The sequence below is a fragment of the Frigoribacterium sp. PvP054 genome (assembly GCF_040547465.1).
Classification (GTDB): domain Bacteria; phylum Actinomycetota; class Actinomycetes; order Actinomycetales; family Microbacteriaceae; genus Frigoribacterium.
Genome location: NZ_JBEPPU010000003.1, coordinates 1 through 21,509, shown reverse-complemented (window position 1 = coordinate 21,509; position 21,509 = coordinate 1). Strand labels below are relative to the sequence as shown.

Here is a 21,509-nt window from a genome sequence, read left to right as displayed (position 1 = left end):
TCTGTTGGTCCCGGTGGGGATGTACAGGGTTCGCCGCCGTGGCCCGGAACGATGGGTCGCACCCCGGGTTCGTTATCCGCTCGTGATCTTCACCCCCGAACGAGGGCCAACCCCACAGGCCCACCCGGCAGGCCCACGCGGGGCGCACGCGGGGCGTACGCGGTGCCCACGCGGGGCCCACGCACAGGAGGCGCGGTGCCGGCCTCGAGGACCCGCACCGCGCCTCCTGGGAGTCGCGTCAGGAGCGGCCGCGGCCGCCCCGGGTGAGCGCCTACTTCGCGAGGAACTCCAGCACCACGCGGTTGAACTCGTCGGCGTCGCTGACGTTGGCACCGTGCGGTGCGCCCTTGATGACGTGCAGCTCCGAGCCCGCGACGGCGGCGTGCGTGCGAGCGCCCGACCCCTCGAAGGGAACCGTCGCGTCGCCGTCACCGTGGATGACGAGCGTCGGCACGGTGACCTTGGTCAGGTCGTCGCGGAAGTCGGTGTTCGCGAACGAGGCCATGGCCTCGAGGGCGGCGGGCTTCGAGGCCTGCTTGGCGAGGCGCAGGGCGTCCTGGCGGTCGGCCTCGGACACCTTGAGCACGCCGTCGACCGAGAAGAAGCCGGTCGTGAAGTCGTCGTAGAACGAGTCCTCGTCCTTGGTCAGGCCGGCCGTCATGTCGGCGGCGGCCTCCTTCGTCAGGGGGCCGTCCGGGTTGTCGTCGGTCTTCATCAGGTACGGGGGCACGGCCGAGGCGAAGACCACGCTGTGCAGGCGCTCGGTGCCGTACTTCGTGAAGTAGCGGGCGACCTCGCCGCCACCCATGGAGAAGCCGACGAGCGTGACGTCCTGCAGGTCGAGCTCGGTGAGGACGGTGTGCAGGTCCTCGGTCAGGTGGTCGTAGTCGTAGCCGGTCTTGGGCTTGTCGCTGCGTCCGAAGCCGCGGCGGTCGTACGTGACGACGCGGTAGCCGGCGTCGACGAACGCGGGGACCTGCTTGCTCCAGGACTCGCCCGAGAGGGGCCAGCCGTGGATGAGGACGACGGTGCGGCCCGAGCCGCCGGTGTCGTCGACGTGGAGGTTCGTGTCCTTGAAGAGGCCGTGGTGGGCGGTGATCTCGGTCATGGTCGGGTGCCTTCTCTCTCCTGCCGTCCTGGCAGGTCCACCTCCGTTCGTAGTCCGGGCCGCCGGGAGCCGCCTCGACGCGGAGGCTTCTCGGAGGTGGGGGACAACCGACGGCGGGCCTGGCGTGATACCCCTAGGGGGTATAACCTGAGGGCCGATCGAGAGGACAGCGCATGACCGACTCCACCATCACCACCCTGCAGGTCGACGGCATGACCTGCGAGCACTGCGTCGCCAGCGTCACCGAAGAGCTCACCGAGGTCGACGGCGTCGACTCGGTCGAGGTCGACCTGAACCCGGGAGGCGCCTCCACCGTCTCGGTCTCGGCCGACGCCACCGTCGGGCACGACCAGCTCCGGGCCGCCGTCGAAGAGGCCGGCTACCAGCTGTCCGCACGATGACGACCGCAGGAGGCGCGGGTCGGTCGGGCGCGGGCGTCCCGCGGGCCACCGCGCCGCTCGACGCCGCGCCCCTCGACGCCGTGCAGCTCGACATCAGCGGCATGACCTGCGCCTCCTGCGCGAACCGCATCGAGCGGAAGCTCAACAAGCTGCCCGGCGTCGAGGCGTCGGTGAACTACGCGACCGAGAAGGCGCACGTGCGGGTCGTGGCCGGTGGCGCCGCGACCGGTGACGCCGGTGCGGACGCACCCGACGTCGACGCGCTGATCGCCACGGTGGTCGCGGCGGGGTACGGGGCCACCGTGCCCGCGCCTCCTGCGTCCTCGGCCGGTGCGGCCGGCGGCTCGGCCGACGACGCCCCGGACGCCCGGGCAGCCGAGGTCGACGCCCTCCGCCACCGCACCCTGGTCAGCGCCGCCCTCGCCCTGCCGGTGGCCCTGCTCTCGATGGTGCCGGCGCTGCAGTTCACGAACTGGCAGTGGCTCGCCCTGACCCTGGCCGCGCCGGTCGTCGTCTGGGGTGCCTGGCCGTTCCACCGCGCCGCCGCCGTGAACGCGCGGCACGGCGCCGCCACCATGGACACCCTCGTGAGCGTCGGTGTGATCGCCGCCTTCGCCTGGTCGCTCTGGGCGTTGTTCTTCGGCGACGCCGGTCGCCCCGGCATGCACATGTCGTTCAGCCTGGTCGCGACCCACGGTGGCCCGACCGAGATCTACCTCGAGGTCGCGGCGGCGGTGACGGTGTTCATCCTGCTCGGGCGCTGGCTCGAGGCCCGCGCCAAGCGCCGCTCGGGCGAGGCCCTGCGCGCCCTGCTCGAACTCGGCGCGAAGGAGGCCTCGGTGCTGCGCGACGGCCGGGAGGCGCGGGTCGCCACCGCGAGCCTGGTGCCCGGCGACCTCGTGGTCGTCCGTCCCGGAGAATCGATCGCCAGCGACGCCTTCGTGCGCGAGGGCACCTCGGCCGTCGACCTGAGCATGCTCACCGGCGAGTCCGTGCCGGTCGAGGTCGGCCCGGGCGACCGCGTCGTCGGGGCGACGCTCAACGTCGGCGGGCGCCTGCTCGTCGAGATCACCCGCGTCGGCGCGGACACCGAGCTCGCCCGCCTCGGGCGCCTCGTCGAGGAGGCCCAGAGCGGCAAGACCGAGGTGCAGCGGCTCGCCGACCGGGTCTCGGCCGTGTTCGTGCCCGTCGTCATCGGGCTGGCCGTGCTGACCTTCGTGGGCTGGCTGGCGTTCGGCGGGTCGCTGCAGACCGCGTTCACCGCGGCCGTGGCCACGCTGATCATCGCCTGCCCGTGCGCGCTGGGGCTCGCGACGCCGACCGCCCTGCTGGTCGGCACGGGCCGCGGCTCGCAGCTCGGCATCGTGATCCGCGGGCCGCAGGTGCTCGAGCGCACCCGGACGGTCGACACGATCGTGCTCGACAAGACCGGCACGGTCACGACCGGGCGCATGGGCGTGCGCGAGGTGGTCGTGGGCGAGCCGGCGGGAGGCGCGGGCACCGCCGAGAGCGTCGCCGCCGGTGCCGGTGCCGAGGTCGGCGTCGACGACGTCCTGGCCCGGGCAGCCGCCGTCGAGTCCGGCTCGGAGCACCCCGTCGCCCGCGCGATCGAAGCCGAGGCGGCCCGTCGCGGGCTCGACGTCCCGCCCGCCGAGCAGTTCGCCGCCCACGCGGGCGCCGGCGTGCAGGCCCTGGTCGACGGCACGGTCGTGCTGGTCGGCCGCCCCGGGTGGCTGGCCGACGAGTGGTCGGTCACCGCGCCTCCTGAACTCGAGGAGGCGTTCACCACGGCCGAGGCGACCGGCGCGACCCCCGTCGCCGTCGCCTGGGACGGCGTCGTGCGCGGCGTCGTGACCGTCGCCGACACCGTCAAGCCGGGTGCGCGCGAGGCCGTCGAGCGCTTCCGCCGCCTCGGCCTGACGCCGGTGCTGCTGACGGGCGACAACGAGGGCGCGGCCCGACACGTCGCGGCGCAGGTCGGCATCGACGTCGCCGACGTCGTCGCCCACGCGACCCCTCAGCAGAAGGTGGAGGCGGTGGCCCGGTTGCAGGCGGACGGTCGCGTCGTCGCGATGGTCGGCGACGGCGTCAACGACGCGGCCGCACTCGCCACGGCCGACCTCGGCATCGCGCTGGGCACCGGCACGGACGCCGCGATCGCGGCGGGCGACCTCACCGTCGTGAGCGGCGAGCTCGCGGGCGTGGCCGACGCGATCCGGCTGTCACGGGCGACCCTCGGCACCATCAAGGGCAACCTGTTCTGGGCCTTCGCCTACAACGTCGCGGCGATCCCGGTCGCGATGCTCGGCCTGCTCAACCCCGTGCTGGCGGGCGCGGCGATGGCGGCCTCGTCGGTGTTCGTCGTGACGAACAGCCTGCGCCTGCGGAGGTTCCGCGCCGGCTGAGCCGCGTCATGCGGTGCGTGCGGCGCGTGTGGCGGCGTGTGGCGCAAGCGGTCTCGTGTCGCATCGCCGGCTGGACGTCGCACCGCCTCATCCGGCGGTGCGATGCTCACCTCGAGGTGCGATGTGCGGTCTGCCGTGCGACCTGGCCAGGTCCGCCGGGCCGGCCGGACGGACCGGGCCCGCCTAGGGTGAGCGCATGATCATCTTCGGCACCAAGGGCACGAGTGCCCTGCTCGGCGTCCTCTTCTTCGTCTGCCGGGTCTGCGGCAACGAGGCCGCTCAGCGCCTGGTCAAACACCGTCGGTGGTTCACGTTGTTCTTCATCCCGGTGATCCCGTACTCGACGAAGCACGTCTACACCTGCGCCTACTGCGGGTCGGGCACCGAGCTCGACGCCGAGGCGGCGGTCCGGTTCCAGGCCGACGCCGAGCACGCGGCGGCGACCCGCGGCGGCCAGCAGCAGGGCTGAGGCCGCGACCCGGGACGACCGGGCGCGGGGCACGAGCGGAGCGCTGTGCCACGAGACGGACATCACGCCACGAAGTGGACACCGCGCCACGACATGACGTGGCGCGGTGTCCGCTTCGTGGCGTGGTGGCGGTCGGGTCGCCGAGCGCACGGACGCCGACCGCGCGGACGCCGGGCGCAGAGCGGGCGAGCGCGGGAGGCGCGACGACGAGGTCAGGGCAGCGCGCGGTACCAGCCGGCCACGCGGGCACGCAGGCCGACGCGGTGGGGCCGACGCCGCGCCTCCTCGGGGTCGTCGTCGTCCGGAGCCGGCCCGAAGCCGACGGTCGCACACGCCGTGCAGACGAGCACGTGACGGTGCACCGAGAGGGCCGTGCCGTAGAACGGGTTCGGCTCGCGACGGGTCGGTGCCGCGCAGAGGGTGCACGGGGGCAGCGCCTCGTCACCGGTCCGCATCGCCACACCTGATGTTCGGCCATCGGGGTCGGGTTCGTTGTCCCCCACTTCGGGTGCCGGGGTACGAGGCGGTGCGACACCGGTCCTGCCGCACGAGCCGGGGGATCGAGACGAGGAGGCGCGGGTCGGCTGCATAGGATCGTCGCGTGACGGACTCCCGCGACACGGACGCCGACGCCGGCCTGCCCGGGCCCGGTGACCGCGGGCCGTCCGACCCCCACCCCCGCCCCGGGGTCGACGGCTGGGCCCCGCTGGCCGGCAGCGCGCAGGCCGTGGTGCTCGAGATCCTCGTGCACGGCCCCCGCCCCCGGACGCAGCTCGCCGAGCGCCTCGGACTCTCGGGCCCGAGCCTCACACGCATCACCAAGCCCCTGCTCGAGAGCGGACTGCTGGTCGAACGGGCCGCGCTCGCGGTCTCGGGCTCGGGTCGGCCGTCGGTCCCGCTCGACCTCGACCCCGACGCGCACCACTTCGTCGGCGTGAAGCTGACCCACGACCGCCTCTTCGTCGTCGTCACCGACCAGCGGGGCGAGGTGCTGTCCGAACGCGACGAGCGCCTCCCCGACCGCTCGCCCGACGCCGTCGTCGAGCAGATCGCCCGGGTCGTCGGCGGTGCCCGCGACCGGGACGACCGCATCCGTGCGCTGGGCGTCACGGTCGGTGGGCAGGTCGTCGACCGGGCGGTCGTCCGGCACGCGCCCTTCCTCGGCTGGGACGACGTGCCGCTCGCCGGCCTGCTGACCAGCGCGTCCGGCCTGCCGACCTGGGTCGAGAACGACGTGCGCGCGCTCACCCGGGCCGAGCTCTGGTTCGGCGAGGGACGCGGGCTGCGCTCGTTCGCCCTCGTGACGATCGGCGCCGGGGTCGGCCTCGGCCTCGTCACCGCGGGCGAGGTGCTCGGCGGAGCGCACTCGTCGGCGGGGAGCGTCGGTCACCAGCGCGTCGTCGTGCCCGCGGCCGCCCTCATCGTGTCGGCGGCTGCCGCGCCGACGGCGGCCGTGCCGGCGGCTGCCGCGCCTGCCCCGAGCACGCCCGCCGCCGCTCCCGTCCCCGTTTCCGCCCCCGCCGCCGCTCCCGCTCCCGTCCCCGCCGCCGCGCCGCTTCCCACCTGCGACCTCGGCCACCACGACTGCGCCGGAGCCTTCCTCACGGTGACCGCCGTCGAGGCCGCCGCCGCCCGGGCCCTCGGTCGCCCCGTCGGCTACGACGACCTGCTCGACCTCGCCGCCGCCGGGGACGAGGAGGCGCGGGTCGTCGTCGACGCCGCAGCCGACGTCCTCGGGCAGCTGATCGCCGGCGTGCTCAACGTGCTCGACCCCGAGGCGGTCCTGCTGTCGGGTGAGGGCGTGCGACTCGCGACGGTCGCCGCCGCCGCGGTCGACCGCGCGATCGCGGGCGGCACGCATCCGTCGACGCCCGCGCCCCGGCTCGTCGTCCAGGAGTTCCGCTTCGACGAGTGGGCCCGGGGCGCCGCCGCCGTCGCCATCCAGATGCACGCGCTCGGCCGCTGAGGATTAGCTAATTTATCGCGTTTTATTTCAATTGGATAAAACGACATAAACAACCTACGATCGGACGATGGACAGTCTGGACAATCCATACACGCCCAATGCGGGAGCGTCTCCTGAGATCCTCATCGGGAGAGACGATCAGACCGAGGCATTCGAACTCCTCCTGAAGCGGCTCAGCCGGGGGCGTTCCGAGCAGTCCATGATCATCACGGGTTTACGAGGCGTCGGCAAGACCGTGTTGCTCAATCGATTCGTCGACATCGCGGCGGAGGCTCGATGGGAAGTCATCGAATTCGAGGCCAGGAAGCATGAGGACGGTTACTTCCGTCAGACCATGTTCTCGCAGCTCAAGGCGGCGCTCCTGAGGCTGTCCCCACGGGCCAGGTGGACCTCGAGAGGTCAGCGGGCGGCGGAGGTCCTGAGTTCGTTCGCCCTCTCTGTGGACAACCAGGGGGCCTGGTCGATGTCCTGGGACGTCCCACCGGCCGAGGGGTCGGCCGACCACGGCGACCTCGGGATGGACCTCACCGATGTCTTGCTCGCCGTCGGCGAGGCCGCGAAGGAACAAGGGCGAGGATTGGTGCTCGTCGTCGATGAGATCCAGTTCTTGCGGTCTTCACAGTTGGAAGCTCTCATCCAGTCCATCCACAAGACGGTCCAGAAGAAGCTACCCGTCACCTTCGTGGGAGCAGGGCTTCCTCAGATCGCGGAACTCGCCGGGGACGCCAAGTCATACGCCGAGCGCTTGTTCAAGTTCCCCAAGATCGACTCCCTCATCGGAGACGACGCCCGAAAGGCTCTGACCGAGCCCGCGCTGGCCGAGGGTGCCATCTACGCGGACGATGCTGTCGAACTCGCCATCGAGATCACTCGCGGCTATCCGTACTTCATCCAGGAGCTTGGCTACCAAGTCTGGACTGTCGCGACGGCGAATCGCATCTTCGTCGAAGACATCGAGCTTGCTCGTGACGCCTACGAGGCCAAGCTGGACAGCTCCTTCTTCCGGGTCCGACTCGATCGCGCGACGCCGCTGCAGACGGCTTACATGCGGGCCATGGCAGAACTCGGACCGGCAGCCCAGAAGGCCGCAGACGTCGCTCGTCTCCTCGGGAGGGATTCGACGCAACTCGGACCGACACGGGCAGAGCTCATAGAGATGGGGCTGCTCTACACGCCCGACCATGGTTTTGCAGCCTTCACCGTGCCTGACTTCGACAAGTTCATGCTGAGAGCCGTTCCTACTCTTGACGTTCCTCCCGTCCAGCGACGGTCGAAGAAGGACACTTCCCGAGCCTGAGTGGCGATGATCCTGAGACGGGGGTTCTCGAAGCCCCGCCCGCGCCTCCTGCGGCCCGCGCCCCCCTCACCCCTCGGCGGTCACCCGCAGCAGCACCACCCGGTCGGGGAACGACGCGGGCGCCTGCAGCCCGACCACGGCCAGGGCGCGCCCGTCGAGCACGACGCCCGGGTACGAGCCGTCCGCGTCCGCCGCTCCCCACCAGGGCGGCGGCGTCAGGCCGTGGTCCGGCGCCCCGACGAGCACGGGGGCGACCCGGTAGCGCCGCGCCGGGTCGAGGCCGGGCAGGGCCACGCGACCGAACGGCGCGACGTCCGAGCGTCCGACGTACGCGAGGAAGAACAGCGCCTCGCTCGCGTCGGCCGCGACCGTGCCGTAGACCAGCAGCGCCGGGTCGGCCGCGTCGACCCGCACGACGTCGCCCGTGTGCATCAGGTGGCGGTGGCGCTTGTAGAGGGCGATCCACTCGGCCAGGTCGCGGTTCTCGGCGTCGGTGGCGCGGGCGAGGTCCCACTCGATGCCGAGGTGGCCGAACAACGCCGTGCCCGCCCGGAACGACAGCTCGTGCCAACGGCCGGTCATGTGGCTGACGCCCGAGGCGATGTGCGAGCCCATCAGCTCGGGTGGCAGCAGCTGCATCGTCCACCGGTTCATCTGCTGGCGCTCGAGCGGGTCGATGCAGTCGCTCACCCAGACCCGGTCGGCCCGCTCGAGCACGCCCAGGTCGACGCGTGCGCCGCCCGACGAGCAGGCCTCGATCTCGAGGCCGACGAACCGCGCCTTCAGCTCGTCCATCAGCCGGTACGCCGCCAGGGTCTGCTCGTGGACGCCCGCGGCGCCGGTCGGCCAGGTGCCGGCGTCGACGAGGTCGCGGTTGTGGTCCCACTTGAGGTACGCGATGTCGTACTCGGTGAGGATCGCCGTCATCTGCCCGAGCACGTGCTCGAACGCCTCCGGGTTGCCGAGGTCGAGCACCTGCTGGTCGCGCGACCGCGGGGGGAGGCGGTCGCCGGTCTGCAGCATCCACTCGGGGTGGGCGCGGGCCAAGTCGCTGTCCTCGTTCACCATCTCGGGTTCGAACCACAGGCCGAACTCCATGCCGAGGCCGGTCACGTGGTCGATCAGCGGTGCCAGGCCGTCGGGCCAGACGTCGGCGTCGACCACCCAGTCGCCGAGGCCCGCGTGGTCGTCGCGTCGGCCGTGGAACCAGCCGTCGTCGAGCACGTACCGTTCGACGCCGAGGGCGGCGGCCCGGTCGGCCAGGTCACGCAGGCGGGCGAGGTCGTGGTCGAAGTAGACGGCCTCCCACACGTTGATCGTCGTCGGGCGCGGGCGGGTGGGGTGCTGCTCGCGCGACCGCAGCCAGCGGTGGAACCGGCGGGCCTGGTCGTCGAGGCCGTCGCCGTACGACGCGTACACCCACGGGCTGCGGTACGACTCGCCGACCTCGAGCCGCACCTCGCCCGGCAGCAGCAGTTCGCCGCCGCCCAGCACCTGCACGCCGGTCGACAGCCGCTCGGCGTAGTGCCGGTGTCCGCCGCTGAAGCCGACGTGCAGGCCCCAGACCTCGCCGGAGCCCGCCCCGAAGCCGAAGCCCGGCACGCCCACGCTCAGCACGGTCGCGGCGTCGGGGCCGGTGCGGCCCTTGCGACCCTCGCGCTCGTGGACGCCGACGACGAGCTCACGACGCTGCGGGGTGCGCTCCTTGCCCCAGCGGCCGGCGAAGTCGAGGATCTCGCGCGCCCGCGGCGGCACCGGCAGGGCCAGGTGCAGGTCGGTCACGGTGTAGACGTCGGCCGCCGCGCTCGCGGCGTGGCCCGCCGTGTCGCCCGCCCGGCCGGCCACGTTCGTCAGCTCGGCCCGGGTGCGGACGAGCCCGCTGTCGGTCAGCTCGACCTCGAGAACGAGCGCGAGCCCGGCGACCTCGTCGCGCGCCCCGACCGTCACGAGGGCGGCTCCCGCGTCGATCAGCCCGGGGCCCGAGGAGGCGCGGGTCGTCTCGGCCTCGCCCGTCACGTCGAGCGTGTCCACCGTGAACCGCGGCGACCAGTCGGCGCCGTCGGACCGGTGGCCGCCGACCCCCGGCTTGCCCGACCAGCCCGCGTGGTGCTCGGGCAGGATCGCCAGCCGCACGGGCTCGTCCATCAGGTTGTTGACGTACGGCGGCACGGCCGCGGACGCGAGCGACCGCACGTCGTCGAGGCCCGGACGCTCGAGGGCTGCGCCCCAGTGCACGACCGAGGGCAGCCGCCCGGCGGTCACGTCCAGCAGCAGGCTGACGCCCGCGCTGCTCAGGTGGACGAACGCGTCCGGTGTGCCGGAGGGCACGGCGACGGTGGGCGACGGGATGGGGTGCGACACGGTGGCTCCAGACGGCGAGACATACTTTCGTCCAGAAAGTATCTCCGACGTCGAGTCGGCGTCACAACCCCGCCGGGGTCAGGAGGCGCGGGGCGAGAAGAGCTCGTCGGTGACCGTGGTCGGCTGCTCGCGGAACCAGCGCAGCAGCGTGCGGACCTTGTACGCGGACGACGGGGACAGGCCGCTCGCCCCGTCGGCCAGGTCGTCGGCCGAGGCGCCGAAGACGTCGGCGTACCCCGGCAGGGACGAGGCCAGGTCGTCGGTGACGGCCCGGTAGCCCATCGTCCACCCGGGAAAGAGCCGGTCGGGCACGAGCTCGTCGACGATCGTGTTCACCCCGGTGTGCCGGGGGTCGCGCGCGATGACCGCGAGGCGCGCTCGCACCGCCTCCTCGGGCCCCTCGAGCACCTGGATGAAGCGGCCCTCGCGGTGCAACAGCATGCCGGTGATGCCCAGGCGGGCGTTGTTGGCGCGACTGGTCATCAACAGGTTCGCCAGATCGTCGTCGGTGAACGGGTACGACGATCGGCTGACGTACACGGTGGACAGCACGGTCGGGCCTCCTCGGGCTCAGGGCTCGACCGAGTCTGCCCGCCCGGCCGTCGCTCCGCCCTCCCCAGTTCTGGGCGCGGTCGTCCGGAGCGCCACCACGGCCGGCCCGGTGGTCAGCCGGCCCGGCGGTCGCCCGGCCGGGTCGGGTCGCACCACGCCCGCGTCGTCGAACCACCCCGGAGCGTGGTTCGACGACGCGACGGTGGTGCGTCCTCGCCCCGACCCGCTTCGGATCAGCTGCCCCGCGGCGCCGACCCCCGCGTCCGGCGCCCTTCGAGCACCCCGGCGAGCAGCACGACGGCCACGCCGACCACGGGCACGAGCAGCAGTCCGTACCGCAGCCCCTCCGAGTCCGCGACGAACCCGACGATCGGCGGCGACGCCAGGAAGCCGAGCCGCAGCAACCAGCTGACCAGCGTCAGCCCCGTGCCCGCGCGGAACCCGGGCAGGTTGTCCGCCGCGTGCATCGCCGCCGGGATCAACGTCGCGACGCCGAACCCCGCCGCCGCGAAGCCCACGATGGTGCCGATGACCGACGGGAACGCCAGGGCGACGCCCATGCCGACCGCGACGAACACGCCTCCGGCCCGGGCGACGGCCTTCTGCCCGAAGCGGTCGACCATGCCGTCGCCGAGCAGCCGCCCGACGAACTGGGCGCCCTGCAGCGCGACGAACCCGAGGGCGGCGACGGTGACGCCCGCGCCGAGCGAGCCGAGGTAGAGCGCCGCCCAGGTGCTGCCCGCGTCCTCGACGACCGCGCCCGACGACGCGATGACGACGAGGGCGAGCAGCACTCCCCACTTCGCGACGAGCCCGACCGGGACCGGGCGACCATCACGACCCGAGGAGGCGCGGGTCGCGTCGTCGGGACCGCCCGCCCCGGTCGTCGAGTCGGCCCGCGCCTCCGGTGCTCCGGTGCCGTCGGGCACCGTCGCCGAGCCCCCGACCGCCGCAGTCCCGACCGCCGCAGCCCCGTGCGCCGTGGCCCCGTGCGCTGCAGCCCGGTCCGCGGCGACGTCCGCCGCGGGTGCGACGCCCGGCCCGGCGCCCGCGGCGACGTCGAGGCCGGCGTCGACCGACCCGGCCGCACCCTCGGCCGAGCCCTCGACCGGTTCGGGCCCGGCCAGCAGCAGCGGGTACGACACGATCGCGACGACCGCGAAGACGAGCGCCGACGCGCCGAGGTGCCATGCCACCGGGACGCCGAGGCCCGCCGCGGCACCGCCCATGAGGCCGCCGAGGACGGCGCCGATGCTCCAGACCGCGTGGAACGAGTTGAGGATCGACCGCCGGTAGCGGTACTGCACCCGCAGCCCGTGCGAGTTCTGCGAGACGTCGACGATGGCGTCCATCGCCCCCGCGAGCAGGAAGCCCGCCGCGAGCAGGCCGCCGACCGGGGCGATGCCGGCCAGCAGCACGGCGACGCCGGTGATCACGGTGCCGATCACGGCGACGCGTGACGACCGGAAGCGCCGGATGAGCCAGCCGGCCCCGAGGCCCGCGACGAGCGCTCCGACCGGGAACGCGGCGACCGCCAGGCCGAAGTCGGCGTTCGAGAGGTCGAGGCCGTCCTTGATGGCGGGGTAGCGCGGCAGGATGTTCGCGAACAGGGCGCCGTTGGTGAAGAAGAGCAGGGCGACGCCGAGTCGGGCTCGGCGGTCCTCGCGCGTCGGCACGGTGCGGGCCGGGACGGCGGGAGAGGTCGTCGGTGACGTCATGGTGTACGAACGTACACTAAGGCCGGGCGGCCGTGGACCGCGTGCGGGGACGTGCCGCCGACGTGAGGAGCGAGGCGCCCACGACGACCACCAGGACGACGATCATCGCGCTGCGCAGCCCCACCTGCTCGCCGACGAAGCCGAGCAGCGGCGGCCCGACCAGGAACGCCACGTAGGCCATGGTCGCGACCGCTCCGACCGCCGACGTCGGGTCGTCGCCGTCCGCCGCGGCCGAGACCGTCACCGGGAACCCCAGGGCGGCGCCGAGCCCCCAGAGCACGACGGCGACGCCGGCGACGACCACCGAGTCCGAGAACACGACGAGGGCGATGCCGACCGCCGAGACCAGGGCGCTCGCCCGCAGCACGATCGCGCGGCCGAACCGGGCGAGCAACGGTTCGCCGGCGAACCGGCCGACCGTCATCGCCGCCGCGAACGCCGTGAAGACGACCGTGCCGGCGGTCGCCGAGACGCCGTGCCCGTCGACGAAGAGCAGCGGCAGCCAGTCGTTGGCCGAGCCCTCGGCCAGGGCGAGCGCGAGCACGATCAGGCCGAGCAGAACGAGCCGGCGGTCGCGCCAGACGGCGAGCGACCCGGCGAGGCGGTCCCGTACCCCGGAGGCGCGCTCGGCCGGCGCATCGGAGCGTCCCGTCGAGCGCGGCACCACCGGCACCGCCCAGGCCAGCGCGGCGCCGCCCGCCAGGGCGACCCCGAGCAGGTGCCACGGGACGGGCACGTGCGTCGCCGTGAGCAGGATGCCGGCGCCGGCGCCCGCGACCGTGCCGAGGCTGAAGCAGCCGTGCAGCACGGGCAGCACCGACCGCCCGGAGGCGGTCTCGATGGCGGCGCCCTCGATGTTGACCGCGATCTCGGCGAGCCCGACGCCGGCCCCGACCAGGGCCAGGCCGGCGAAGACGCCGGGCGTGAGCGAGAGCGCGGCCGCGAGGCCGACGAGCGCGACCCCGACGACCAGCGAGGTGCCGCCGATCGCCACGGCGCGGTGGGCTCCGTGGCGGCGCACGATCGGCGCAGACGACAGGATGCCGCCCATCGAGCCGACCGACAGGCCGAAGATGACCAGGCCCATCTCGCCGGTCGACGCCTGCAGCAGGTCGCGGATGGCCGGGGTGCGCACGACCCACGAGGCCAGCGAGACGCCGACGACGGCCATGAAGACGAACACCGCCGCCCGACGTCGGGCGAGCTCGGGGCTGAACGGCGGGCGGGTGCTCATGGGTCCAGTGTGTACGTTCGTACGCTCGTCGTCTAGGGTGTCGTGCATGACGACCACCGACCACTTCGCCGGCGACCCGCGCACCAACCACGAGCGCATGCTCGCGGGCGACCTCTATGTCTCGGACGATCCCGACATCGCCGTGCAGCAGCAGCGGGCGATCACGCTGCAGGCCCGCTTCGCCGCGGCGTACGCCGACGACGTCGACGCCGCGCAGGCGATCGCCCGCGAGCTGTTCGGCAGCCTGCACGAGACGGCGCACGTCCGGGCGCCCGTCTTCGTCGACTACGGCAGCCACGTCACCATCGGGGCCGGCACGTTCGTCAACTACGGGCTGACCGCGCTGGACGTCGCACCGATCACCATCGGGGCCGACTGCCAGATCGGCCCGAACGTGCAGCTGCTGACGCCGACGCACCCGGTCGAGCCGCAGCCGCGCCGCGACAAGCTCGAGGCGGCGAAGCCGATCACGATCGGCGACAACGTCTGGCTCGGCGGCGGCGTCGTCGTGCTGCCCGGCGTGACGATCGGCGAGAACAGCGTCGTGGGCGCCGGGGCGGTGGTGACGAAGGACGTCCCCGCGGACGTCGTCGCCGTCGGCAACCCGGCCCGAGTGGTGAGGAGCCTCTAGCCGTGGCCACCACCCGACGCACCGAGCCCGACCGTCGCGACCGCCTGATCGACGTGGCGCTCGACGTCGTGGCCGAGGTCGGCGTGGCCGGCGCCTCGCACCGCAAGATCGCGGCGCGTGCCGACGTGCCGCTCGGCTCGATGACCTACCACTTCGACGGCATGGACGAGCTGCTGCACGAGGCGTTCTCGCGCTTCGCCGAGACGATCATCGTGCGCTTCGAGGCGCGGCTCGGCGGCGCCACGAGCCGCGACGAGGCCAAGGAGGCGGTGGTCGCGTTGGTCCACGACGACCTGACCGGCCCTGCCGCGGTCCGCGACCAGGTGCTCAGCTACGAGCTCTACACGCTGGCCGCCCGCGAGCCGCGGTTCCGCGAGATCACCCGCGAGTGGATGCGGCGCAGCCGGGTCGAGCTCGAGCGCCACTTCGACCCCGAAACCGCCCGCCAGGTCGACGCGTTGATCGAGGGGCTGTCGATCCACCGGGCCCTCGACCCCTCGCCCCCCAGCCGGGCCCTGACCCGCGAGGCCGTGGAGCGCATCACGCGCGTCGCCTGACCGGCGCGACCCGCGCCTCCCGCATTGCTCGTGGCCGCATGGCCACAAACCGAACTGGGCTGTCCCCGAGGTGCGTAGGGAGATGCCTAGGCGGTCTAATGGAACCGGTGCAGAAGCTGCACGGCGGCCTTGATCACGCCGCACCCGGACGAGAGTCGAGAAGCCAGTGGACGCAGAGAGCGAGCTGTCGCGCCGCGTGCCCGGCCCGCCCGAGGTGCTCGACACGGCGTTCGGCGACTTCAACGCGGCCAGCGACTTCGGCCAGATCGGCGACGCGGCCCGCACCCCCGCGGCCGACCTGTTCTTCGGCGACTTCGCGCCGCCGCTCGACCCGGACCTGATCTTCGAGTGCTCGGCCTCGATGAACGGCGAGCACGGTGCCGTCGCCCTCTACGAGGACCGCGTCATCGTCGAGAGCCCCGACGAGCCCGACGGCGAGGCGGTCTTCGCGGCCGACACCGTGCGGGCGTGGTGGCTGGTCGAGGGCGAGGTCTTCTTCGCACTGGTCGTCGAGGCCGACGTGCTGCACCGCACGCGCCTGCCGTCGGGCTTCAAGGCCGTGCTGCGGGCCGCGTTCGCGAAGGCCTTCGGCCCCGCGGCGACCCCTCCGGTCGCGTGAGCGTCGAGCCCCACCGTCCCCGCTTCGGGGGTCCCGTCCCGTCCGGGCACCCCGTCGCCCTTGCCGGCATGGCAGGATCACTCTGATGGAACCCGAACAGACCCTGCCCCCGGTGCGCTCCGAGATGGGCGGCCGCGACATGGACCAGGCGCGCGCCCTGTTCGAGGACACCTACAACGGCGCCGGGTTCCGCACCGACACCCGGCAGGAGACCTTCGCCTACCGGTACACGACGGCCGGCGACCAGGAGATGACGCTGCGCTCGGCGATGTTCCTCGGCGACATCCGCGGGGCGATCCAGCCCGAGCGCGAGTACGTCGTCGCGTGGATCACCGCGGGCGAGGGCCGGGTCGACGTCGGGGCGGAAGAGGCCGCGTTCGAGATCGGCCGCCCGCTGATGTTCCCCACCGGCAAGGCGTTCGAGTTCGAGGTGCGCGAGTACCGCCAGAACCTCGTCCACTTCGACGCCGCCTACCTCGAGCGCATCGCCGCCGAGCACGAGGGCGCGCTCGCCGGGCCGCTGCAGTTCGACCACACCGCCGTGCCCGACCTGGGCGACCTGCGGCGCTGGCAGGCGACCATCACCAACGCCGCGAGGACCATCCTCGGCGGCGAGTCGACCGAGCTGCTGCGCTCCGAGCTCAACCGCCAGTCGGCGATCGCGCTGCTCGACACGTTCACGCACCGCTCGATCGACCTGCCGCCCGCGCTGCTCGTGCCCCGCAACGCCCGCCTGCGCGAGGCCGTCGAGTACCTGCACACCCACGCGCACCTGCCGGTCAACATGACGCAGGTCGCCGAGATCGTGCACCTCACGCCGCGTGGTCTGCAGCAGGCGTTCAGCCGGCAGCTCGGCGTCACGCCGACCGAGTACCTGCGCACCGTCCGCCTCGACCACGTGCGGGCCGAACTGCTCGAGCTGGCGCCGGGCGAGGCCACGATCTCCGCCGTCGCCCAGCGGTGGGGCTTCACGCACCTGAGCCGCTTCACGGCGTCGTACGTCCAGCGCTTCGGCGAGTACCCCAGCGCGACGCTGCAGCACTGACCCGCGGCGCGCCGTGCCGGCCCGGGCGGGTCTCACCGCGCCTCCTCGGCTACCCCGCCACGAGGTGAACACGCCGCCACGACATCGCGTGGCGGCGTGTTCACTTCGTGGCGTGGCGTGGCGTGGCGTGGCCAGCCTGCCGCCCACCGCACCAGGAGATGGGCACAGCACCACGACGAGGCCTGGTGCTGTGGCCACGTCCTGGCGCCGTGCCGCCACCCGCGGGCGTGCACACGGCGCGGGGCCGTGCCCGGGAGGCGCGGGTCGCGTCAGGGGCGCAGGGCGGCGGCGACGCGGTCCCACCACGCGGAGGACGCGGCCCGGGTCTCGTCGAGGCTCGCGGCCCATGCCGTCCGCACCTCGTCGCGTCCCGCCCAGGTTGCCAGCGCGACCTCCTCGGCCTCGCCCGCGAGCAGCTGGTCGACCGAGACGACGCTCGACTGGCCGAAGTTGCCGAGCGCTCCGGTCAGCTTGATCGTCGTGTAGTCGTCGACCGCGAGCCCCACGGTCGGCACGCCGCCCGCGACGGCGAAGACGGCCGGGTGGTAGCGGCTGGTCAGGTGCAGGGCCGCGCCCCGGGCGAAGCGCGCCGCCGCGGGGGAGTCGGTCGTCGGCTCGACCCGCGCCGGCACGGTCAGCCGGTCGAGGACGGCCCGGTGCAGCAGCGAGTCGCCGCGCTCCTCGGCCGGGTCGAGCGACGCCCAGTGCGCGAGGAACACCACCTCGAGTCCCGCCTCACCCGCGACCCGGTCGAGCAACCGGGCGACGGCGGCCGCGAACGCCTCGCGATCGGCATCGCCCACGTGCGCCGACAGGCTGACGGCGAGGTACGGCGCGGACGGCGCGGTCGATCCCTCGGCGTCGGGCGCGGTCGAACCGTCGGCGTCCGGCGCCGCCGAGCCGTCGGCCTCCGGCCGCCCCCGACCGACCGCAGGAGGCGCGGCGTCGACCCCGAGGAAGCTCGCGTCGTCCACCGTCCCCACGGTCTTCGCGGCGTCGACCCCGAGGAAGCTCGCGTCGTCCACCGTCCCCACCGTCTTCGCGGCGTCGACCCCGAGCGACCGCACGAGCTCGAGCGACGCGCCCTCGCGCAGCCCGACGAGGGCGGCGGCGTCGAGCAGCTCGGTGACGAGCTCGCGGTCCTCGCCGTCGAGGACGGGGCCGATGGTCTGCCCGCTGACCACGAGCGGCTTGCCGAAGCGGCGGGCGATCAGCCCGAGCGTGTTGCGTTCGTACACGTGCATCGGCCAGAGCGAGGCCATGTTGCCGCCACCGGCGACGAGCACGCCGTCGGCGGCCCGGACGGCCTCGACGAGCTGCCAGGCCGGGTCGTCCTGGGGGAGGTGACCCGCGCCTCCGTCGATCGCCGACAGCACGCGGGCCCGGCGCTCGCGCTGGCCGAGCCGGCCGCCGGTGGTCGCGGGGTGGAACCCGATCGCGGGCACGGCGTCGACGCCGTACCGCTCGGCGGTCTCGGCCGGGTTCGACGAGACGCCGGTGATGGTGGCGCCGCGGGCCCGCAGCTGCACGGTCGCCTCGTGGAACATCGCCTCGTCCCCGACGTGGACCATGCCGTCGAGCACGCCGACGTCTCCGATGGTGACGATTCGCACGGGTGGGGCCTCTCGCTGCGGGACTCGGCAGCGGGATCGATGCCGCCCACGACGGTACCGGACGCCCACGGCGCCGAGCGCACCGGCGAGTACACCGCCGAGTGGACACCGCACCGCGCCTTGCCGTGGTGCCGTGTCCACTCGGCGGCGTCATGGCGCGAACCGGCCCGCACCGGCCCCGCGCCGATCCCGCACCGACCGGCCACCGGGCGGCGATAGGCTCCCTCAGGCCCGGGCTCCGGGGCCGACCCCGCGCGCCGGCCCGAGACCCCACCGCACCGCACGGGACCCCACCGCACGACACCGCACCGCACCGCACCGCACCACCGAGAGGCACCGTCATGGGCATCCAGACCTCGCTCGACGCGATCCACGAGGCCGACCGCCTGGTCGACTCGATGCGCCTGGCCGACGACCTCGCCCTCGACGCGGCCCGCACGGGCGGGGCCCGAACGATCCGGGTGCTGCGCGGCGCCCTCGAGAGCGACGACCAGCTCGTCGCCATCGCCGCCACGAACGCCCTCGCCCAGGTCTTCGACGAGCAGGCCGACGTCGTGCTGAGCGACCTGCTGTCGAGCGACCGCACCTTCCTGCGCGAGCACGCGGCGTCGGCGCTCAGCCAGCGCCTGCCCCGCCACGACACGGTGGGCCGCCTGATCGGCCTCGTCGTCGCGGGCGGGTTCACGGGCATGGTCGCGCAGCGCACGCTCGAGCAGTGGTCGTCGTCCGCCCCGGCCGTGGTCGGCGTCGCGCTCGAGGGCACGCTCATCGGCGTCCGCGAACCCGACGCCCGGTACCGCCTGGTCGAGACGCTCGGCCTCGTCCGGGCCCGCATCGCCTCGCGTCCGCTGCTGACGATCGCCCGCGACGAGGGCGAGGACGAGCACGTCCGCGTCGCCGCCGTGTCCGCCCTCGGGCAGCGTCGAGGCGACCAGGGCGTGGCGGCCGCGGTCCACGAGCTCGCCCGCCACGACGGCTACCTGGGCGACGTCGCCCGCCTCTCGGTGATCGACCTGTCGGCCCCCGACGAGGTGCCCGACGGCGACCGCCGCCGCGACCGCGGACTCGACCCCGAGCTCGACGGCACCGATCCGGCCGGACGCGAGGGCCTCACCGTCGCCCAGCTCTTCCTGCACGCCGACATCGACGCCGGGCTCACCCATGCCGGCAGCGGCGACAACGGCGGCATCGCGACGCTGCTCGTCCGACTCGGCGACGCCCTCGCCGTGGCGCCCTCCGCGGCCGACGGTCCGGGCGCCTCCTCGGTGTCGGCCGGCCCCGGTGACGCGGTCGCCGCGCGGGGAGCCCGCGCCGCGCTCGCCGGCCCCGGCGCAGGAGGCGCGGCCGACGTCCCCGGCGGACGCAGCGTCGATCGCGTCGTCACCCTCTCGCGCGGTTCGGCCGGAGCGGCCGTCGCGAGCGTCCACGACCTGGCGACCCGCGCCTCCGGACACGTGTACGGGCGGGTGCCGCTGCTCAGCGACCCCGTCTCGTCGGCGACCGCGTGGCCGTTGCGGGTCGCGGCCCGCCGGGGCATCCGCCGGGTGCTGCGCGCCGCGGGCGGCGTCGACCTGCTGCACCTGCGGATGGCCGACGTGGGCAGCCTCGCGGCGGCCGACGTGGCGCGCGAGCTCGACATCCCCGTCGTGTTCACGGTCGCGCCCGACCCGCACGCCGTCATCCAGTCGCTCGACCTGTCGGGCGCCTTGACCCGCGAGACCTTCGGCGACGTCGACGAGGTCGAGCACTTCTGGTTCCGCACGCGACTCGTGCAACAGCTCGCCTCGAACGCCTCGCACACCGTGCTCTTCCCCCGGCCCGAACTGGAGCGCGACATGCGCGAACTGGTCGGCATCGACGTCACCTCGCACCCCGAGCGGCACACGATCGTGCCCGAGGGCATCGACCTCGACGTGGTCGACCGCTCGGTCGCCGAGGCCGCCGAGCACGCCGCCGGACGCCCGGCGACCCCGCCGATCGCCGAGCTGTGCGCCCTGCTCGAGACGCTGCCGCCCGAGCGCCGCGGCCTGCCGCTGCTCGTCAGCGTCGGCCGCCTGCACCGGGTGAAGGGCATGGCCACGATCGTCGAGGCCTGGGCCGGCGGCGAGACCGGCGAGACCGGCGGGGTCGGAGGAGCCGGCGAAGCCGGCGGACCCGGCGGAAGCGGGGCGTCGGATGCCGCGGGCGCAGGCGGCGGGGGCGGGGCGTCGGACGCCGCGGGCGGCGCCGCAGCCGATCTCCCTCCACTGCGCGACCGCGCGAACCTGCTGCTGATCGGCGGCGACCTCGAGCACCCCAGCGCCGACGAGCGTGAACAGCTCGACCTGATCGACGCGATCGTCCCGGCGGGCCGGCACCGCGCCTCCGGACTGCTGCTGCCCGGCCACCGACCGAACGACACCGTCGCCCGCTGGGTCGCCGCGGCCCGTTTCGGCCTGCCCGGACTGGTGGCCCCCCGCGGCGTCTACGTCTGCGGCAGCCTGAAGGAGGAGTTCGGCATCGCCCTGCTCGAGGCCATGGGCACCGGCCTGCTCGTCGTCGCGCCGCAGGGCGGCGGCCCGTCGACCTACGTGCGCCAGGGCGACACCGGCTGGCTCACCCGCACCTGGGACGTCGACGCCCTCCGCCAGGCCATGGGTGAGGCCCTGACCGCGGCAGCGGCCGAGACCACGGAGGCGCGCGCGGCCCGGTCGCGCGACACCGTCGAGCGGTCCTTCACGATCCAGGCCATGGCGCGGTCGCTGACCGGCGTCTACGACACGGTGCACCACGACGAGCTCGAGCAGCGCGAGTGGAGCGTGAGCGCCCGATGACCCTGCTCGTGATCAGCCCCGACTACGCCTCGCACCTGCTGCCGCTCGCCACCCTCGCCACCGAGTGGCGCGACCGTGGCGAGCGCGTCGTCGTCGCGACCGGGCCCGCGACCGCCGCCATCGTCGAGTCGTTCGGCTTCGAGCGCGTCCACCTGCAGCTCGGGCGCGGCTCGAACCCCGGGGTGATCCGGGCGGAGGAGCAGGTGGCCGACGAGGACGCGTCGCTGCGCGGCTTCTTCGACGCCACCCGCCTCGGCATGGTCGAGACGCTCTCGTACCAGGCGCGCGAACGCCTCACCGACCTCATGTGGCAGCCCGTCACGACGGCCCGCGCGGTGCTCGACGTGGTCGCCTCGGTGCAGCCCGACCAGATCGTCGTGGACCACCTCGCGTTCAGTGCCCGGCTCGCCCTCGTGGCCGGCGGCGTGCCCTTCGCCGACGTCGTGCTCGGGCACCCGACCGCGCTGCCCGTGGGCGACGAGGTCTACGGTTGCCCGCCCGAGTGGCCGGTCGCGTTCGGCGCCGGTGCCGGTGCCGGTGCCGGCGCCGGTGCTGCGGGTGCTGCGGGCCCGGGTGCCCCGCCCGCCGGAGGTGGCCCCCCCCGCGCCGGGGGGGGGCCCCCCCCCGCGGGGGGGGGGGCGCCCCCGCGGGGGGGGGGCCCCCCCGCCCGGGGGGCGGCGGGGCCGCGGCGCGGGGGGCGGGCGCGCCGCGGGCCGGCCG

Annotated in this window: 17 protein-coding genes and 1 pseudogene; 11 read left to right on the top strand and 7 right to left on the bottom strand. The window is 74.1% G+C overall.

Going from position 1 to position 21,509, the window contains the following annotated elements:
* Window positions 1–271 precede the first annotated feature (271 nt).
* Window positions 272–1,108 carry an alpha/beta fold hydrolase gene (locus tag ABID81_RS05665; RefSeq protein ID WP_354593849.1) on the bottom strand — a complete coding sequence of 279 codons (837 nt, stop codon included), beginning with the start codon at window positions 1,106–1,108 and terminating at the stop codon, window positions 272–274.
* Window positions 1,109–1,281: 173 nt separating this feature from the next.
* On the opposite strand from ABID81_RS05665, the gene ABID81_RS05660 reads away from it, so the two are divergent.
* The 3 genes from ABID81_RS05660 (at window position 1,282) to ABID81_RS05650 (ending at window position 4,383) form a co-directional block, all read left to right on the top strand.
* On the top strand, window positions 1,282–1,509 hold the full coding sequence (locus tag ABID81_RS05660; RefSeq protein ID WP_354593848.1) for a heavy-metal-associated domain-containing protein: 228 nt from the start codon (window positions 1,282–1,284) through the stop codon (window positions 1,507–1,509).
* Window positions 1,506–3,914, top strand: coding sequence for a heavy metal translocating P-type ATPase (locus ABID81_RS05655; RefSeq protein ID WP_354593847.1), 2,409 nt, complete (start codon window positions 1,506–1,508; stop codon window positions 3,912–3,914). The genes ABID81_RS05660 and ABID81_RS05655 overlap by 4 nt, the downstream gene beginning before the upstream one ends.
* 196 nt (window positions 3,915–4,110) lie before the next feature.
* Complete coding sequence (locus tag ABID81_RS05650) at window positions 4,111–4,383, top strand: zinc-ribbon domain-containing protein (RefSeq protein WP_354593846.1); 273 nt, start codon at window positions 4,111–4,113, stop codon at window positions 4,381–4,383.
* Between the two features lie 212 nt (window positions 4,384–4,595).
* On the opposite strand, the gene ABID81_RS05645 is transcribed toward ABID81_RS05650, so the two are convergent.
* Window positions 4,596–4,838 carry a hypothetical protein gene (locus ABID81_RS05645; protein WP_354593845.1) on the bottom strand — a complete coding sequence of 81 codons (243 nt, stop codon included), beginning with the start codon at window positions 4,836–4,838 and terminating at the stop codon, window positions 4,596–4,598.
* 146 nt (window positions 4,839–4,984) lie between these two features.
* Here ABID81_RS05645 and ABID81_RS05640 point away from each other — a divergent pair, with 146 nt between their 5' ends.
* The gene (locus tag ABID81_RS05640; RefSeq protein ID WP_354593844.1) at window positions 4,985–6,349 is read left to right on the top strand and encodes an ROK family protein; all 1,365 of its coding nucleotides are present in this window, start codon (window positions 4,985–4,987) and stop codon (window positions 6,347–6,349) included.
* Between the two features lie 67 nt (window positions 6,350–6,416).
* Window positions 6,417–7,646 carry a DUF8462 domain-containing protein gene (locus ABID81_RS05635; protein WP_354593843.1) on the top strand — a complete coding sequence of 410 codons (1,230 nt, stop codon included), beginning with the start codon at window positions 6,417–6,419 and terminating at the stop codon, window positions 7,644–7,646.
* 66 nt (window positions 7,647–7,712) lie between these two features.
* On the opposite strand, the gene ABID81_RS05630 is transcribed toward ABID81_RS05635, so the two are convergent.
* The 4 genes from ABID81_RS05630 to ABID81_RS05615 form a co-directional block, all read right to left on the bottom strand.
* Window positions 7,713–10,007, bottom strand: coding sequence for an alpha-galactosidase (locus ABID81_RS05630; RefSeq protein WP_354593842.1), 2,295 nt, complete (start codon window positions 10,005–10,007; stop codon window positions 7,713–7,715).
* A gap of 78 nt (window positions 10,008–10,085) precedes the next feature.
* Entirely contained in the window at window positions 10,086–10,559 is a 474-nt protein-coding gene (locus tag ABID81_RS05625) for a BLUF domain-containing protein (RefSeq protein ID WP_354593841.1), read from the bottom strand.
* A gap of 233 nt (window positions 10,560–10,792) precedes the next feature.
* Window positions 10,793–12,277, bottom strand: coding sequence for an MFS transporter (locus ABID81_RS05620; RefSeq protein WP_354593840.1), 1,485 nt, complete (start codon window positions 12,275–12,277; stop codon window positions 10,793–10,795).
* A gap of 16 nt (window positions 12,278–12,293) precedes the next feature.
* Entirely contained in the window at window positions 12,294–13,511 is a 1,218-nt protein-coding gene (locus ABID81_RS05615) for an MFS transporter (protein WP_354593839.1), read from the bottom strand.
* 46 nt (window positions 13,512–13,557) lie between these two features.
* Between ABID81_RS05615 and ABID81_RS05610 the strand changes: the two genes are divergently transcribed.
* The 4 genes from ABID81_RS05610 to ABID81_RS05595 all read left to right on the top strand — a co-directional run bounded on the left by ABID81_RS05610 (window position 13,558) and on the right by ABID81_RS05595 (window position 16,363).
* Window positions 13,558–14,142, top strand: coding sequence for a sugar O-acetyltransferase (locus tag ABID81_RS05610; protein ID WP_354593838.1), 585 nt, complete (start codon window positions 13,558–13,560; stop codon window positions 14,140–14,142).
* 2 nt (window positions 14,143–14,144) lie between these two features.
* Complete coding sequence (locus ABID81_RS05605) at window positions 14,145–14,699, top strand: TetR/AcrR family transcriptional regulator (protein ID WP_354593837.1); 555 nt, start codon at window positions 14,145–14,147, stop codon at window positions 14,697–14,699.
* Window positions 14,700–14,865: 166 nt separating this feature from the next.
* The gene (locus tag ABID81_RS05600) at window positions 14,866–15,318 is read left to right on the top strand and encodes a hypothetical protein (RefSeq protein ID WP_354593836.1); all 453 of its coding nucleotides are present in this window, start codon (window positions 14,866–14,868) and stop codon (window positions 15,316–15,318) included.
* A gap of 85 nt (window positions 15,319–15,403) precedes the next feature.
* The gene (locus ABID81_RS05595; RefSeq protein ID WP_354593835.1) at window positions 15,404–16,363 is read left to right on the top strand and encodes a helix-turn-helix transcriptional regulator; all 960 of its coding nucleotides are present in this window, start codon (window positions 15,404–15,406) and stop codon (window positions 16,361–16,363) included.
* Window positions 16,364–16,632: 269 nt separating this feature from the next.
* Here ABID81_RS05595 and ABID81_RS05590 read toward each other — a convergent pair whose 3' ends face one another.
* On the bottom strand, window positions 16,633–17,976 hold the full coding sequence (locus tag ABID81_RS05590; protein ID WP_354593834.1) for a polysaccharide pyruvyl transferase family protein: 1,344 nt from the start codon (window positions 17,974–17,976) through the stop codon (window positions 16,633–16,635).
* A gap of 341 nt (window positions 17,977–18,317) precedes the next feature.
* Here ABID81_RS05590 and ABID81_RS05585 point away from each other — a divergent pair, with 341 nt between their 5' ends.
* The gene (locus ABID81_RS05585; protein ID WP_354593833.1) at window positions 18,318–20,789 is read left to right on the top strand and encodes a glycosyltransferase; all 2,472 of its coding nucleotides are present in this window, start codon (window positions 18,318–18,320) and stop codon (window positions 20,787–20,789) included.
* A pseudogene (locus ABID81_RS05580) lies at window positions 20,786–21,509 on the top strand (hypothetical protein); the annotation flags it as partial. The gene ABID81_RS05585 and the pseudogene ABID81_RS05580, both read left to right, overlap by 4 nt.

Bases quoted from the DNA above. Each gene is read 5' to 3' on its own strand.
- ABID81_RS05615 (WP_354593839.1), bottom strand. From the start codon at position 13,511: ATGAGCACCCGCCCGCCGTTCAGCCCCGAGCTCGCCCGACGTCGGGCG.
- ABID81_RS05610 (WP_354593838.1), top strand. From the start codon at position 13,558: ATGACGACCACCGACCACTTCGCCGGCGACCCGCGCACCAACCACGAG.
- ABID81_RS05620 (WP_354593840.1), bottom strand. From the start codon at position 12,277: ATGACGTCACCGACGACCTCTCCCGCCGTCCCGGCCCGCACCGTGCCG.
- ABID81_RS05645 (WP_354593845.1), bottom strand. From the start codon at position 4,838: ATGCGGACCGGTGACGAGGCGCTGCCCCCGTGCACCCTCTGCGCGGCA.
- ABID81_RS05595 (WP_354593835.1), top strand. From the start codon at position 15,404: ATGGAACCCGAACAGACCCTGCCCCCGGTGCGCTCCGAGATGGGCGGC.
- ABID81_RS05655 (WP_354593847.1), top strand. From the start codon at position 1,506: ATGACGACCGCAGGAGGCGCGGGTCGGTCGGGCGCGGGCGTCCCGCGG.
- ABID81_RS05635 (WP_354593843.1), top strand. From the start codon at position 6,417: ATGGACAGTCTGGACAATCCATACACGCCCAATGCGGGAGCGTCTCCT.
- ABID81_RS05585 (WP_354593833.1), top strand. From the start codon at position 18,318: ATGGGCATCCAGACCTCGCTCGACGCGATCCACGAGGCCGACCGCCTG.
- ABID81_RS05660 (WP_354593848.1), top strand. From the start codon at position 1,282: ATGACCGACTCCACCATCACCACCCTGCAGGTCGACGGCATGACCTGC.
- ABID81_RS05665 (WP_354593849.1), bottom strand. From the start codon at position 1,108: ATGACCGAGATCACCGCCCACCACGGCCTCTTCAAGGACACGAACCTC.
- ABID81_RS05650 (WP_354593846.1), top strand. From the start codon at position 4,111: ATGATCATCTTCGGCACCAAGGGCACGAGTGCCCTGCTCGGCGTCCTC.